This window comes from Streptococcus sp. HMSC065H07 (assembly GCF_001837325.1).
GTDB lineage: Bacteria > Bacillota > Bacilli > Lactobacillales > Streptococcaceae > Streptococcus > Streptococcus salivarius_H.
Genome location: NZ_KV832043.1, coordinates 134,493 through 151,682, shown reverse-complemented (window position 1 = coordinate 151,682; position 17,190 = coordinate 134,493). Strand labels below are relative to the sequence as shown.

The 17,190-nt window shown below is 41.2% G+C and carries 6 protein-coding genes; all 6 read right to left on the bottom strand.

Annotation, left to right across the window (positions count from 1 at the left end; all coding sequences use genetic code 11):
* Positions 1-8,462 (bottom strand): CshA/CshB family fibrillar adhesin-related protein (locus HMPREF2637_RS09130; RefSeq protein ID WP_070840005.1); only part of this gene is annotated, 8,462 nt, incomplete at its 3' end.
* A 748-nt stretch (positions 8,463-9,210) separates the two neighbouring features.
* Positions 9,211-10,713 (bottom strand): pyruvate kinase, encoded by a 1,503-nt coding sequence (pyk, locus tag HMPREF2637_RS09125; protein WP_002890793.1) that lies wholly within the window; start codon positions 10,711-10,713, stop codon positions 9,211-9,213.
* A gap of 69 nt (positions 10,714-10,782) precedes the next feature.
* A complete protein-coding gene (gene pfkA, locus HMPREF2637_RS09120; RefSeq protein ID WP_013990713.1) occupies positions 10,783-11,802 on the bottom strand; it encodes a 6-phosphofructokinase in 1,020 nt (339 codons plus the stop codon).
* A gap of 91 nt (positions 11,803-11,893) precedes the next feature.
* On the bottom strand, positions 11,894-15,004 hold the full coding sequence (locus tag HMPREF2637_RS09115; RefSeq protein ID WP_064524634.1) for a DNA polymerase III subunit alpha: 3,111 nt from the start codon (positions 15,002-15,004) through the stop codon (positions 11,894-11,896).
* Positions 15,005-15,172: 168 nt separating this feature from the next.
* Positions 15,173-15,763 (bottom strand): 3-isopropylmalate dehydratase small subunit, encoded by a 591-nt coding sequence (gene leuD, locus HMPREF2637_RS09110; protein ID WP_002890790.1) that lies wholly within the window; start codon positions 15,761-15,763, stop codon positions 15,173-15,175.
* Positions 15,764-15,774: 11 nt separating this feature from the next.
* Entirely contained in the window at positions 15,775-17,166 is a 1,392-nt protein-coding gene (gene leuC, locus HMPREF2637_RS09105) for a 3-isopropylmalate dehydratase large subunit (protein WP_048674602.1), read from the bottom strand.
* Positions 17,167-17,190: the final 24 nt, after the last annotated feature.

The following is a 17,190-nucleotide window of genomic DNA, read 5'->3' as shown; positions in this document are numbered from 1 at the left end:
TTACCAGTTTGTGTAGCACCTTGGATATCTGTTGATGTTGTTGGTTCAGCAGTTGGAGTAACTGGAGTTACTGTTGGCGTGTAGGTTGCTGAAGCCTTAGTTCCGTTAACATCTTCACGGACAACTGTTACAGCTGATGCAGTTCCTACGAATGATTTTTCTGGTACGAAGGTAACTGTTCCATCTGCTGCTACTGTGTATGTACCAACACCATCAACAGTCTTAGTCGTTGAACCGTCGGAGAAGGTTGCTGGAACGTCATTGTTCATTGGTACACGGCTGTCGCCTTCTGTAAATACTGGCTTACCAGTTTGTGTAGCACCTTGAATATCTGTTGATGTTGTTGGAGTTGCAGTCGGTGTGACTGGTGTAACAGTTGGTGTGTACTTAGCTGTGATTTCAGTACCATTCTTATCAACACGTTTCACGGTTACGCCTGTAGCAGTTCCAGTAAATGATTTTTCTGGTACGAAAGTTACTGTACCATCTGGAGCAACTGTGTAAGTTCCTTCACCATCTACTGTCTTCGTAGTTGATCCATCTTCAAAGGTCGCTGGTGTATCTTCATCAATTGGAACATTTGGATCACCTTCAGTGAAGGTTGGTTTACCAGATTGTGTAGCACCTTGGATATCTGTTGATGTAGCATCTTCAGAAGTTGGAACGACTGGAGTAATCTTAGGTGTGTAAGTTGTTTCTACAGTTGTTCCATTAGTATCCGCAGCTTGAACTTTCACTGGAACAACATCACCTGAATAAGATTTGTCTGTTGGTGTGAAGGTTACAACACCTGTCTCTTTATCAACGGTGAAGGTACCAACAATATCGCCCGCTGGTGATTTCGCAAACACTGCCGCTGCTGGTTGGCCATTTTCATCAAGAAGTGTAATGGTATCCTTATCGATTGGTGCAACTGGGTCACCTTCGGTGAAGGTCACAGTTCCAGTTTGAACCACACCTTGAGGTGCTTCTGATTCAGCTGGAGTTGCTGTTGGAGTTACTGGAGTCACAGTTGGTGTGTAAGTCGCAGAAGCTTTGGTTCCGTTCTTGTCTTCACGAACAACTGTTACTGCTGGTGCAGTTCCAACAAATGATTTCTCTGGAACAAAAGTTACAGTTCCGTCTGCTGCTACTGTGTAAGTACCAACTTCATCAACTGTCTTGGTAGTTGAACCATCTTCAAATGTTGCTGGAACATCGTCATTCATTGGTACACGACTGTCACCTTCAGTAAATTCAGGCTTACCTGTTTGGGTTTGACCTTGTTTACCTGTTGATGTTGTTGGTTCAGCAGTTGGTGTAACTGGGGTTACTGTTGGTGTATATTTTGCTGTAACTGGAGTACCGTTCTTATCAACACGCTTAACCGTTACGCCTGTACCTTCTCCTGTAAATGATTTTTCTGGTACGAAGGTTACAGTTCCGTTCGGAGCGACTGTGTAAGTTCCTTCTCCTGGAATTGTCTTCGTAGTTGAGCCATCTTCAAAGGTTGCTGGTACATCATCATCCATTGGGATTGCAGGGTTACCAGGTGTAAAGCTTGGTGTACCAGATTGTGTTTGACCTTGGATATCTGTTGATGTAGCATCTTCAGAAGTTGGAACGACTGGAGTAATCTTAGGTGTGTAAGTTGTTTCTACTGTTGTACCATTAGTATCCGTAGCTTGAACTTTCACTGGAACAACATCACCTGAATAAGATTTATCCGTTGGGGTGAAGGTCACAACACCTGTTTCTTTATCAACGGTGAAGGTACCAATTACATCACCTGCTGGTGATTTCGCTTCTACTGATGCTGCTGGCTGACCAGTTTCATCAAGAAGAGTAATAGTATCCTTATCAATTGGTGCAACTGGGTCACCTTCAGTGAAGGTTACTGTTCCAGTTTGAACCAAACCTTGAGGTCCCGTAGATTCAGCTGGTGTTGCTGTTGGAGTTACTGGAGTCACAGTTGGAGTGTACTTAGCAGTAACTGGAGTACCGTTCTTATCGACACGTTTAACCGTTACGCCTGTTCCTGTGCCTGTGAATGATTTTTCTGGAACAAAGGTTACGGTTCCGTCTGGAGCAACTGTGTAAGTTCCTTCACCAGGAACGGTCTTCGTAGTTGAGCCATCTTCAAATGTTGCAGGTGTATCATCATCCATTGGAACATTTGGATTACCTGGTGTGAAGGTTGGTGTACCTGTTTGCGTTTGACCTTGTTTGTCAGTAGATGTTGTATCTTCTGCAGTTGGTGTAACTGGTGTTACGGTTGGTGTATAAGTTGCAGAAGCTTTTGTTCCGTTCTTATCTTCACGAACCACTGTTACAGCTGGTGCAGTTCCTACGAATGATTTTTCTGGAACAAAGGTTACGGTTCCGTCTGCTGCTACTGTGTAAGTACCAACACCGTCTACAGTCTTAGTCGTTGAGCCATCGTCAAATGTTGCTGGAACATCATCGTTCATTGGCACACGGCTATCGCCTTCTGTAAATACTGGCTTACCAGTTTGTGTAGCACCTTGGATATCTGTAGTTTCAACTGGTGTTGCAGTTGGAGTTACTGGAGTTACTGTTGGTGTGTACTTCGCTGTGATTTCAGTACCGTTCTTATCCACGCGTTTCACTGTTACGCCTGTAGCAGTTCCAGTGAATGATTTTTCAGGAACGAAGGTTACTGTTCCATCTGCTGCTACTGTGTAAGTTCCTTCACCATCGACAGTCTTCGTAGTTGAGCCATCTTCGAAGGTAGCTGGAGTATCTTCATCGATTGGAACATTTGGGTTTCCTTCGGTGAAGGTTGGTTTACCTGTTTGAGTGGCACCTTGGATATCTGTCGATGTTGCATCTTCAGAAGTTGGGACAACTGGAGTGATCTTCGGTGTGTAAGTTGTTTCTACTGTTGTACCATTTGTATCAGCTGCTTGAACCTTAACTGGGACAACATCACCTGAGTAAGATTTATCTGTTGGTGTGAAGGTCACAACACCTGTTTCTTTATCAACGGTGAAGGTACCAATTACATCACCTGCTGGTGATTTCGCTTCTACTGATGCTGCTGGCTGACCATTTTCATCAAGAAGGGTAATTGAATCCTTGTTAATTGGTGCGACTTCATCACCTTCAGTAAAGGTAACTGTTCCAGTTTGAACAAGACCTTGAGGGCCAGTTGATTCTGCTGGTGTAGCAGTTGGAGTTACTGGAGTCACAGTTGGGGTGTAAGTTGCAGAAGCTTTGGTTCCGTTCTTATCTTCACGAACAACCGTTACGGCCGGCGCTTTACCTGTGAATGATTTTTCAGGAACAAAGGTTACTGTTCCGTCAGCTGCTACTGTGTATGTACCAACTCCATCAACAGTCTTGGTAGTTGAACCATCTTCAAATGTTGCTGGAACATCGTCATTCATTGGTACACGACTGTCACCTTCAGTAAATTCAGGCTTACCTGTTTGGGTTTGACCTTGTTTACCTGTTGTTTCAATTGGTGTCGCTGTCGGTGTTACAGGAGTTACTGTTGGTGTGTACTTAGCTGTGATTTCAGTTCCGTTCTTATCCACACGTTTCACTGTTACACCTGAAGCAGTTCCAGTAAATGATTTTTCTGGGACGAAAGTTACTGTACCATCTGGAGAAACGGTGTAAGTTCCTTCACCATCTACTGTCTTCGTAGTTGATCCATCTTCAAAGGTCGCTGGTGTATCTTCATCAATTGGAACATTTGGATCACCTTCAGTAAAGGTTGGTTTACCTGTTTGAGTGGCACCTTGGATATCTGTCGATGTTGCAGGTTCAGCAGTTGGGACAACTGGAGTGATCTTAGGTGTGTAAGTTGTTTCTACTGTTGTACCATTTGTATCAGCTGCTTGAACCTTAACTGGAACCACATCACCTGAGTAAGATTTATCAGTTGGTGTGAAGGTTACAACACCTGTTTCTTTATCAACTGTGAAAGTACCAATTTCTTTACCTTCTGGTGATTTAGCAACTACAGATTCTGCTGGCTGACCATTTTCATCAAGGAGAGTAATGGTATCCTTATCAATTGGTGCAACTGGGTCACCTTCAGTGAAGGTTACTGTTCCAGTTTGAACCAAACCTTGAGGTCCCGTAGATTCAGCTGGTGTTGCTGTTGGAGTTACTGGAGTCACAGTTGGTGTGTAAGTCGCAGAAGCTTTGGTTCCGTTCTTGTCTTCACGAACCACTGTCACTGCTGGTGCTGTTCCAGTAAATGATTTCTCTGGAACAAAAGTTACAGTTCCGTCTGCTGCTACTGTGTATGTACCAACGCCATCAACTGTCTTGGTAGTTGAACCATCGTCGAAAGTAGCTGGAACGTCATCGTTCATTGGCACACGGCTGTCGCCTTCAGTAAATTCAGGCTTACCTGTTTGAGTTTGACCTTGTTTACCTGTTGATGTTGTATCTTCTGCTGTTGGTGTAACTGGTGTTACTGTTGGGGTGTAAGTCGCAGAGGCTTTGGTTCCGTTCTTGTCTTCACGAACAACCGTTACAGCCGGTGCAGTTCCGACAAATGATTTCTCAGGAACAAATGTCACCGTACCGTCGGCTGCTACTGTGTAAGTACCAACGCCGTCAACTGTCTTAGTCGTTGAACCATCGTCAAATGTCGCTGGAACATCTTCATTGATAGCTACTGTTTTCTCAACGCCATCTACTGTTACAGTTCCGCCCTTAAATTCAGGTTTACCAGTTTGCGTTGCACCTTGGATATCTTCTGTTTCAGCTGGTGTTGCTGTCGGTGTTACCGGTACGATTTCAGGCGTGTAAGTTGTGTCCACCTTGATACCGTTTGAGCTTTCAGCTTGAACCTTGGCTGGTGTGACTGCACCAGTGTATGATTTATCAGTCGGTGTGAAAGTGACTTGACCAGTAGCTGAATCGATAGAGTAAGTACCAATTTCAGTTGTACCATCAGCGGCATAAGCTGGTGTACTTGTCACTTCATTGCCATCATTATCCAAAAGCGTGTAGCTATTATCTTTGATCGTAATAGCTTTATCTTCACCATTCACTTGAACAGTTGTTCCTGCAAAGGTTGGTGTCCCTGTTTGTGTTGCACCTTGAACATTTTTAGAAGTTGCAGGGTTTGCAGTTGGAACTGCTGGCACAACAGTTGGTGTGTAGGTCGCATCTGAAGTAATGGTTGCAGTCTTACCATTAGCATTTGTAATCGTAGCAGTTGCCTGAACAGTTACTCCTTTTGCAGTACCAACAAAGTCTTTTTCTGGCGTAAATGTTACTGCTCCAGTCGTTGGGTCGATAGTATAGCTACCTTCACCTGCTACTGTCACTGTTGTTTCATCAGTTGGTTGACCAGTTGCTGGATCTACCAATTTCTTGCTTGTGATTTCAGCAGTCTTATCATTACTCAAATCAAAGGTTGGTGTTTGGGTTTGAGGAACGTTTTGAACATCCGCAGAAACCTTGTCTGTAGGAGTCACTGTGATTGGTGTGACAGTTGGAGTGTACTTAGCTGTTGCAGTCTTGATGTAGTCCTGTTGGATCTTACCATCTTTGTTTCGACCAACTGGCGCTGACAATGTAACTTCCACACCTTTGGCTGTACCAGTAAAGCTTGGATCTGGAGTGAAGGTTACTTCACCCGTTGAAGGATTAATGGTGTAAGTTCCTTCCCCTTCAACTGTTACAGATGGCGCATCAGTAGTGAGACCTGTGGCAGGATCCACCAACTTAGCAGGATATTCTGCACTTGGAGTGATTGCAATCTTGTCACCATTTGAGTTAGTCTCAGTTGTGTTAAAGGTCGGAGTTTCTTTTTGAGTCGCCCCTTGAACATCCGTCGAAGTTTTGTCTACTCCTTCGATTTCAATTGGAGTGACTGTTGGGACGTATTGACCATCCATGGTATTCAACTGACCATTAATGTTTGCTTCTTGATCTGGGAATTTTGTTGACCAACCAGTATCATAACCGTTGTTATCTGAACGACGGATAGAAATACCATCAGCTGTTCCAAGGAAGTTATCTTCAGGAATAAATTCAACATCGACATCTTTACCGTTGGCAGTAATCTTGTACTTACCTTGTCCTGGAACGACATAGTAACCGTCCGCATCAAGAGTTGCACGGTTGCCATCTTTATCAACGATGTATGGTTCTACCGTTTCGTCAATAACGGCACTAGAATTAAGCTCATACTTGTGTTCTCCACGTGCTGTAAAGGTTACAGTTGCAGTTTGCTTCGCCCCTTGAGGACCACTTGTTTCCTTGAATTCCCCTTTTGGTGGGTGCGTAATTTGAGTTCTGAAGTCTTCCACTTCCCCTGATAAGGCCATACCAGTTGGGCTCTCAATCTCGTTAGCTTTCTTGGCAATACGAACACGAGCACCTAGTTCTTTAACGCTAGGGTCGATATAAGTCTTGCTATTTGCAAAGGTCAACTCAACGGTGCCGTCATTTGTGATTCTTGCAAGATTCGAACGCTCATCTTCATCAAAGGTACCATTTTGGTTAAAGTCTATCCAACCGTAGATATAAGCTTCTGAAGCTCCATCTGTATGGGCTTCTATTGACAGCTTGTAGTTACCTGGGCGTGTACGATCCATCTTGATCATCTCATTGGTTGTACCTTTAAGCTCATCTGGAAGCAATTGGTCAATTCCTTCATCGGCCGTAGTTGCCTTATCATCACCGAACCAGTCAAGAACAGTATTCTCATCCATATCTGGGCTCACATTACCAATATATGGTTGATTTACTTTAGCACCAGTTACACCATCTACAGTTGCAATGGTATGCATAGCTTTTCCGTATGACTCAGGAGCGTCCCCTTCATCAATTGGGAAGAATCCTAGCATTGCTGACTGTTTACCACCTGAAGCGACATAAAGTCCAACTTCAGAGGCACCACGCGTCATAACGATTGGAACAGTATAATTACCTTCAGAAATGTTTGGTCCAAAGATACCAGTTCCTAGACCACCTGTAACTTGGTCAGGATTTCCAAAATACTTCCAAGCTACTGGTTTCTTTTCTGGTCCAACTTGAGTAGATCTACGAAGTTGGTTTAAGTTGGTATTATTAAATTTAGGATTAGGTCCAAAAAGATTTTCAGTATCTTGTGGTGAATATGTTACAGAAGTACTTGGTCTGGTAAACTTTTTCCATTCTCCAATATGCTGCCAACCTTCTCCATTGGTAGTAAACATAACTAATTCACCTGGGTTAGCAGACTCCCCATCAGCCATAACAATAGCTGGCTTAACTGTCTTACCACGGAAGGTTGCAGAGATTTCAAACTGAACTCCAATATTTCCACCATTCAAAGCTGAACTTATGGTAGTCTTCTTGGTTTTCGTATCAATATTCTCAAATCTGATTTCAGTCCAATTATTTTGGGCATCAGCGACGATTTTGGCCTCTTCACCATTGTTAAAAGCTTGCTTAGCAGCATTTGAAGTGACTCCACTTACATAACCATTTTTTGCATTTGGATCATAGGTTGCTTTTTCAGCTTCTGTAGCCCCTTGATTTTCCATCCGTTTCTTATAGATTTCAGTCGCTTGGAAAGGTTTCAAAGATTTGACTTTTACAGTAACTACATAACCAGGCATGATTTCCTTGGTATAGGTAGACCCAACTTGAAGAGCCAATTTTTCTTCTAAGTTCTCAGTTGGTTTAACTTCACTTTTAGGAACTAATACTGTAGTAGTTCCTGTCCAGTTAGCTACATCTCCAAAGTCCAACCATGAGATTTGGCTAGCCATAGATTTGGCATCAACATTTGTTGTAAAGCCTGGTTTTTCAACTTTTGGTGTTGAAGTTGCATCTTCAACATCATCACCAATCAAGTTTGGATCATTGGCATCACCAAGGGCACGACGAGTACGACGGCGACCAGAAGTTTCTGCTGTTACAACAGGTTGCTCTACAGCAGACGCTTCGGCACCACTTGAAAGAGCATTCGTTGTAGAAGCTTCTGCTTGAACGTCCACACCTTGTGCTTCAGATGCTGTTTCTGAAGCAGGTGTTTCAGATGATGCTGATGTAACAGAGGCTGTCGTTGAAACTCCCGTAGTATTGCCTACACTTGTAGAGCCAGCAACACTAGTGGTAGATGCTGCAGTAGTTGCTGACGTTGATGTAGCTGCTTGAGATGCAGTCTCACTAGAAGCTTGTGTTGTAGACGTTTCAGAAGTAGCTGCGCTAGCATTTGAAACGGTTTGAGACTGACTATTAGTCTCAGTACTAGATAAAATATTTGCGACTTCCGTCGAAGCTTGAGCAGCAACAGCATTCTGAGAAGATGTCTCATCACTCACTGTAGCAGTAGTGCTAGCTACATCTCCTGCTTGGACTTGGTTAGCTGTTTCATCGGCAGATACTTGACTAGCAGTACCAACCATAACCAGAGTTCCAAGAAGAACGGAGCAAACCCCTACATTCAGCTTACGAATCGAAAATCGACTTATACGATCATTAAATAAATCTTTACCCACTTTGGTAATCCTCCACACTTATACTATTAAGTATCTCACCCCTCAATGAGATTAAAAGTATTTAAAAATACTAATCGTTAAATATTTTAACAAAATTCCTAATATTTGTGAAAAGAAATGCTCTTATTTTCAATTTTTTTATAAGGTTCACTTAAAAATAATCATGTAAACAATAGAATGATTATAGATATCACTATTTTTATAAACTTTTCAATTAATAATTTTATAATTATTTACTTTTAGAATTGTCAGTAAAAAGAAACTTATGATTTCATTTTTTTCAAAAATCGATTTTCAGAATTAATAATTCATTAGAACTTTTAAATTAGTAAGTCATTATTGAAATAAAAATGGTTGGTTATCAACTCAGTCCTTCTAAAAAATATAGCTTATAACCATCTTAACTATAGTTTAGAAGCCTATTTAACGACATTTTTTATCCTGTTGTTTTCAAGAAAAGCAAAATTTCTTTGAAAAGATAATTTCCCACTTCGCTAAATACTTTCTAAGTCATATGACACTTAGAACTAAATCTGTTGAAAATACAAACCAAATCAGCCATCTTGCTTTAAACCATTCGGAATAAGTATGATATTCTTCACTTTTTCACTTGTTATTATTATCCAATTGATTTAGCTACCTACGAAAAAAGCTCTATAATCTCTTCAATAGTTTAACCTACTAAATCGATTATAGAGCCAAAAAAAGAAGATCCAAAGACCTTCTTTCAATTTAAGTTCTACTTAAATTATTTTACTGTGCGGATACGCATAGTGTTTGTACCACCTGTACCTACTGGAACACCAGCAACGATAACAATGTTATCACCAGATTCTACAAGACCTGATTCCAATGCAACTTTTTCAGCAACATCAAACATATCATCAGTTGAGCTTGGTTTTTCAGTAACTACTGGAATAACACCCCAGTTAAGCATCAATGATTTTTGAGTAATTTCATCGAATGTTACAGCCAAGATATCAGCTTCTGGACGGTATTTAGAAATCAAACGAGCAGTGTTACCTGATTCAGTAAGAGCAACAACAAGTTTGATATCCATTGAGTTAGTAGCATCTTTAACTGCAGACGCAACTACTTCAGTCTTAGTTGAACGGTCAAATGTTGATGAATCAAGACGACCATACTCTTTAAGAAGAGTTTGAGCGTTTTTATCAATTGTAGCCATTGTACGAACTGATTCAACTGGGTATTTACCATTTGCAGATTCACCAGAAAGCATTGTAGCATCTGTACCATCGATAACTGCGTTGAATACGTCAGATACTTCAGAACGAGTTGCACGTGGTTTTTCTGTCATTGTTTCAAGCATGTTAGTAGCTGTAACAACAACTTTACCAGCAGCGTTTACTTTTGTGATGATCATTTTTTGGTAAACTGGAACCATTTCGAATGGTACTTCGATACCCATGTCACCACGAGCGATCATGATACCGTCAGCAGCTTCGATGATTTCATCAATGTTATCGATACCTTGTTGGTTTTCGATTTTAGCCAACAATTGAACGTGACCATTACCAGTTTCTTCACAGATAGCACGAACTTCTTGTACATCTTTTGCAGTACGTACGAATGAGATAGCGATAAAGTTAAGACCTTGTTCAAGACCAAAACGGATATCAGCGTTATCACGTTCAGCAAGTGCTGGGAAAGGAATTTTAGTGTAAGGGATGTTTACACCTTTTTGTTTAGCAATGATACCATCATTTTCAACATCAACGATGAATTCACGTTTTTCAGCATCTTTGTCTACAACACGAAGACCAAGTTTACCATCATCGACAAGAACTTGTTTACCAACTTCTACATCGTCAAAAACGTCAAGTGCACCTGCAACGTTCAAAGCGATAACGTCGCGAGTTGATTTGATACCTTGTTTAGTAGCAACACGAATTTGTTCACCAGTTTTGTATGCATACTCTTTAGCATCACCTTCGAACAATTCAGTACGGATTTCAGGTCCTTTTGTATCAAGAAGGAAACCTACTTTTTGACCAGCAAGGTCTTCTGCCATACGAACGACATCCATACGTTCACCTTGTTCAGCGTGGTCACCATGTGAGAAGTTGAAACGGAAAACGTTGGCACCTTCCTTGATCAATTGAGCAATGTTTTTAGCAGATGCTTCACGGTCAAGTTTTTCACCCCAGTAACCATCTTCACCAAATTTTTTGCCGCCACGGATTTCAACCGCAGGACCAAGTGTTGCAACGATTTTTACACGTTTATTCATGATAAATAAAACTCCCTTATATTTTTTGTCGCATTAGCGACGGTTTAACAATAATTTAAGTAACTAAGATTAGCTCAAGTTAGACAATGAACGGTTAAGGTCTGCAAAGTCAAGACGTGCTTTGTGAGGATTATTGACGATAATTTTACCGTCTTCAGTAAGACTGAACAAAGCTCCTTCTTCTGCTGTACCAAGGATTGGGCTTTCAACAAGCTCTTCATTGTGGATACCAACAGCTACACCACCAATACCTTGTTTAAGGAGGTCAACCGCATGTGCACCCATCCATGAAGCAAGAACACGGTCACGCGCAGTTGGTGAACCACCACGAACCACGTGTCCAATGTTTGTTGCACGAAGATCTGAAGTATCTCCAGCTTCTTTCATTTTAGCAGCAAATTCTTCAGCACCCATGACACCTTCAGCAACTACGATTACGTGGTGAGTTTTAGCACCTGATTCGTAACCTTCTTTAACTTTACGTACAACTTCGTTAATATCATACTCTTCTTCAGGTACGATAATTTGGTCTGCACCAGAAGCAATACCAGCCCAAAGAGCGATATCACCAGCGTTACGTCCCATAACTTCAACGACAAAAGTACGTCCATGACTGAATGCAGTGTCTTGAATCTTATCGATAGCTTCTGTTGCTGTTGCAACAGCAGTATCAAAACCAATTGTATAGTCTGTACCAACGATATCGTTATCGATAGTTCCTGGAAGACCAACAGCTGGGAAACCATGTTCAGTCAAACGCATAGCACCATGGTAAGAACCATCTCCACCAATAACTACTACACCTTCGATTCCATGTTTTTTAAGTTGCTCAATACCTTTAAGTTGACCCTCAAGTTGGGCAAACTCAGGATAGCGAGCAGACTGAAGGAAAGTTCCACCACGGCTGAGGATGTTGTCTACGCCTTTGGCATCAAGTTGGAAGATATCTCCTTCAACCATACCAGCGTATCCACGGTTAATGCCGAAGACCTCAATTCCTTCAGAAATTGCTTTGAGAACAACTGCACGAGCGGCAGCGTTCATACCAGGGGCATCTCCACCACTAGTTAAAACAGCAATACGTTTCATTATTCCTGATACTCCTTTTATATATTTAACATTTTAATTATAACACAAAGAATTCTAAATGGCTTTAAATTTGAAAATATTTATTGTTTTTTTACCGTAAAACCGTTTTCAGCACATAAGGTGCTAATTCCCGATTAAGTTCCTCGTTCTTAGTTACTCTGTATCTTTGACTAACGATAGTTTCCTTACTTCCTTGATAACGGATAATGACAGGAATGTGTCCAGGATGCTTAGCTAATATTTGAGAAACTTCTATGTCTTTATCATGATTCTCAAGTAAAATCCAGAAACGCTCCGTGCTAGCTTCCTCCATGTTTGACAAGATTAACTGAATGCGTCCATCACGCTCTTGGGTCCGTCCATCAAGATAAAAGAGACCACCTTCACTTAATTTATCCTTATGATAGAAATAAGTTTCTGGAAATAGGGTAACATCAAGTTTATTGATCCCATCAGTGACGTTCAGAAAGGCCATCTGATCACCTTTTTTAGTTCTGATAATTCGAACGGATTCTATCTGAACCAAAACCGTTGCCTTAGTATTAACAGCCAAATCAGAAATGGCTTGATAGGGACGAGAGGCCATTTTTTGAGCCAAGTGTAAAGGATGGGGGCTAAGTCCAACTCCTAGTAACTCCTGTTCTAAATTATAACGATCCGTCTGACTATAGTCTTCATAATCAACCCAAGAGTAAGATGACTCTGCAAACAAACTTCCTAACTCATTGACAAAAGTAAAGAGGTTGCTTAAATTACCAATGATTTTCTGACGATTTGGTTCAAAAATATCAAACAAACCAATCTGGATAAGAGGTGTCAGACTATCGACTTTCTGATATTTGCTAGGAATACGTGTCAAAAAGTCTTCTATAGAAATGTATTTACCATTTTGTTTGCGATCCTCAATAATCCAAAGGGCAAAATCTCTTGGCAAGCCTTTGATAGTCTTAAGACCTAATACAATCTTTCCATCTGAAATCTTGTCCAGATAGGGAATTCTATTAATATCAAGGCTGGCTAGAGAAAAGCCATTTTCAATTGCATCCTTAATGTAATCACTAGACGAATAGTTTAACATGACGTCATAGAAAATCTGAGGGTAATGCGTTTTGAAATAGGCTAATTGAAAGGCTAGTGCTGAATAAGCATAGGCATGACTTCTATTAAAGCCATAACCTGCAAACTTAGCCATCATACTAAAGAGTCGTTCAGCAATCTGTGGGTCACGTCCCAACCGACGACTTCCTTCCATGAACTCTTCGGACATCTTGGACATTTCATTGGCATCTTTTTTCGACATTGCTCGACGAAGCAAATCGGCTTTTCCGAGTGTAAAGCCTGCAAATACTTGGGCAATCTGCATAACCTGCTCCTGATAAAGCATGATGCCATACGTAGGCTCAAGGATTGGTGCAACTACTGGATCAATCAAATCTACTTTTTCCTTACCATACTTACGAGCGATGAAATTATCTGTATAATCGCTAGCTCCAGGTCGGTTAAGAGAGGTTGTCGCTACCACTTCTTCGAACTTAGCGGGTTTAATCCGTTTAAGAAGGTTAATAGCACCCGCCTGCTCAAACTGAAATATTCCCTTAGTTTTCCCCTTGGCAAAAAGAGCTAGGGTCTGTGGATCTTCCAAATCAATTGATTTGATATCTATAGCGACTCCATGCTCTTCTTCAAGTTTCTCCTTCATTTTTTGAACAAAGGTCAAATTACGGAGGCCCAAGAAATCCATCTTAAGCAAGCCATTGGCTTCGACTGCGGAGGCATCGTACTGAGTAATCATCATATCCTCACCAGCTTTTAGAGGAATATGGTTGGTCAGGTCATCGTCACTCATCACAATACCAGCAGCATGGATTGAGGTCTGTCTTGGCTGACCTTCAATAGCCTTAGCAATCTCAAAAGCCCTCTGAAATTCTTGTCTTTGATTAATCAACTGTCTAAATGACATATTCTTCTCATAGACAGAGGTCAAGGTATCACGAAAAGAAATCTTTTTACTAAGTTGTGATAGTTCAAATTCCTTGGCTCCGAAACGTTTAAAAACATCTCGGATAGCCTGTTTGGCCCCAAAAGTTGAAAAAGTAACAATCTGAGCAGAGTGCTTACTACCATAACGGTCCCTAACATAATGAAGAAACTCGCTTCGATAGATATCAGGCAAGTCGATATCTATATCAGGCATGCTATAACGTTCTTCATTTAGAAAACGCTCAAAAAGCAAGTCATTTTTAACGGGATCAATTCCAGTAATATCAAGGACATAAGCCACCAAGCTTCCTGCAGCAGACCCACGTCCCATTCCCATATAATAACCACGGCTACGCCCAAAGCGTAATAAGTCCCAGACAATCAAGAAATAATCATCAAAGCCCATCTGATGAATGATAGACAATTCTTTGTCTAAACGTTCCTGATAAACTGCTGCGCTTAACTTTTTAGTTTCTAATCCAGATTGGGCTAATTGACGTAATTGGTCAACTGCTGGCATATCACGATTAAAACGGGGAAGCTTCAAATCCGTATCAAATTGATAAGTAATGTCTGAAACAAGTTGCTCCAAATTGTTCAAAGCCTCTGGAATATCACTATATGCACTTTCCATTTCTTGAGGCGAGAAAAGAAGCTGATTCATAGGACAAATAGAGGCCTCTGACAAGGAAACGTTTTGTGAGATGGCGTGTAACATCTGAATTGTCGAGCGATCTACATTCTCAAAATAACGCACTGTATGTAAAGGAATTACAGGATAATCAAACTCTTTGCCAGCATCTTCTGGCCTTACCCCAATAAAAACCTCTGAACCAAGAGTCATCCCTGGCTCCCAGTCTTCACTCGGAAGGATGAGGGCAATAGCATTCAGATAGTCCGAAAAAGCTGTAAACTCACGTTGCCCTGAGGAGAGCTCTGTTGCCAACTTCATCAAATTTTTATAGCCCTGATTATTTTTTGCTAATAGACGAAAAGGAATTTTTCTTCCCTCGTAAAATAGATTAGCTTCCATACCAATCAAAGGACGTAAACCGTTGCTACTTGCAAACTGAGCAAAATGATAAGCAGCATAGAGATTGTCACGATCCATCAAACCAAGGGCTTGATAGCCAAGCTCTTTGGCACGCTTAATGTAGGTGGTCAAATCTACAACACTATCCATGAAACTATAGACAGATTTTGTATCCAATTGTGCAAACATGAAGGCCTCCTTTCTATCCTTCTATTATAGCATACGCTTCTTGTAAAAACGCCTCTACCATGTTAACTGTTTCAAACAAAAAGAATGAGATAGAACAACACCTTAAACATTGTCCTTATCCCATTCTTTTAAGTCTTCATTATTATTTTACATACACATCATTGTTTCTTATTGCCAATATGATGGGCGTTGTTTTTCATAGGCAGCAATCAAATCTTCATATTGAAGAGTGATTCCAATATCGTCAAGCCCTTCAACCAATTTACGTTTCCACTCATGATCAATATCAAATGGAAACTCTCCTGCTGAAGATTTAATCACTTGATTTGGAAGGTCAATCGTAATTTCTTCACCTGCAGGAAGAGCAGCCAATTTTTGACGTACTTCCAAGGGTTGAACGATTGGCAACATACCATTCTTCAATTCGTTGTTATAGTGGATATCTGAAAATGATCCAGCGATAACACAGCGGAAACCATAGTCTTCCAATGCCCATGCAGCGTGTTCACGAGATGACCCCGAACCAAAGTTATCACCAGTAACCAAAATGGTCGCATCGCGATACTCAGGTTTATTGAAGACGAAATCAGGATTTTCATCGTAATCATCATTAAGGTAACGCCATTCAAACATCAAATTCTTACCGAAACCTTTTTTATCAACAGCTTTCAAGAATTGTTTGGGAATGAGTTGGTCCGTATCGATGTTATCATTCATCAAAGGTACTGATTTCCCTGTATAGACGGTAAATTTTTCCATTATCTTCTCCCTTATGCTTGAACTTCTGGCATATCGCGGACATCTACAAATTTACCAGCGATTGCTGCAGCTGCTGCCATTGCTGGACTACAAAGGTGAGTACGAGCACCATATCCTTGACGTCCCTCGAAGTTACGGTTACTTGTAGATGCACAATGCACGCCTTCTGGAACATGGTCTGGGTTCATACCAAGACACATTGAACAACCTGGATCGCGCCATTCAAATCCCGCATCCATGAAAATTTTATCCAAACCAAGACGTTCAGCTTCTTTCTTAACTGGACGCGAACCTGGAACAACAATAGCTGTCAATGTCGGTGCAATATGTTTTCCTTTAACAAATTTAGCAGCTAACTCAAGGTCGCTAAGACGTGCGTTAGTACAAGAACCAATGAAGACATAGCCAAGATCAATATCTTTAGCATATTCACCAGGCTTAACGTCCATATACTCGTAGGCACGTTCATCATTAAAGTCCTTGATTTCTGGGAATGGTTGGTCAAACTCAACACCCATTTCAGGGTTAGTTCCCCATGTAACCATAGGTGCCAATTCTGAAACATCAATAGTAATCACTTTATCATATTCAGCATCTGGATCTGAAACCAAAGTTTTCCAGTCGGCTACTGCTTCTTCGAATTTCTCACCCTTAGGTGCGCATGGACGCCCCTCAACATAATCATAAGTTTTTTGGTCTGGATTCATAAGACCCATCTTAGCACCAAATTCAATAGACATGTTACAGATGGTCATGCGTTCATCCATTGAAAGAGCATCGATAGCCTCACCACAATATTCAACTGCGTATCCTACACCAGCATCAACACCATAGCGTGCAATGAGTGCAAGAATAAAGTCTTTTGAATAAACACCTGGCTGTGGTTTACCAACAAATTCAACCTTCATTTTCTTCGGTTTCACTTGCCACAAACATTGTGTCGCAAAGACATGTTCTACCTCAGATGTACCAATACCAAAGGCAATAGCACCAAAGGCACCATGAGTAGCCGTATGACTATCTCCACAAACGACAAATTTTCCTGGTTGACTACGACCTGTTTCAGGACCAACCATGTGGACAATCCCCTGACGAGCAGTACCGTGGGTAGCCGCATCAATACCAAATTCCTCAACGTTTTTCGCCAAAGTATCAATTTGGTTTTTAGAAATAAGGTCACGAATGTTAAAAATATCAACCGTAGGAACGTTGTGGTCTGTCGTACCAAAAGTTAAATCTGGGCGACGAACTTTACGTCCAGCATCACGAAGTCCTTGAAAGGCCTGTGGACTTGTAACCTCGTGAATATAATGCTGATCCACATACATCAATTGTGGTTCGCCCTCATTTCCAGTAACGACGTGGCGTTCCCAAAGTTTATCAAAAATTGATTTTCCGCTCATAAAATACTCCAATTATAATCTAAG

Excerpts from the sequence above, each read along its gene's own strand:
- leuC (WP_048674602.1), bottom strand. The coding sequence starts at position 17,166 with ATGAGCGGAAAATCAATTTTTGATAAACTTTGGGAACGCCACGTCGTT.
- leuD (WP_002890790.1), bottom strand. The coding sequence starts at position 15,763 with ATGGAAAAATTTACCGTCTATACAGGGAAATCAGTACCTTTGATGAAT.
- pyk (WP_002890793.1), bottom strand. The coding sequence starts at position 10,713 with ATGAATAAACGTGTAAAAATCGTTGCAACACTTGGTCCTGCGGTTGAA.
- HMPREF2637_RS09115 (WP_064524634.1), bottom strand. The coding sequence starts at position 15,004 with ATGTTTGCACAATTGGATACAAAATCTGTCTATAGTTTCATGGATAGT.
- pfkA (WP_013990713.1), bottom strand. The coding sequence starts at position 11,802 with ATGAAACGTATTGCTGTTTTAACTAGTGGTGGAGATGCCCCTGGTATG.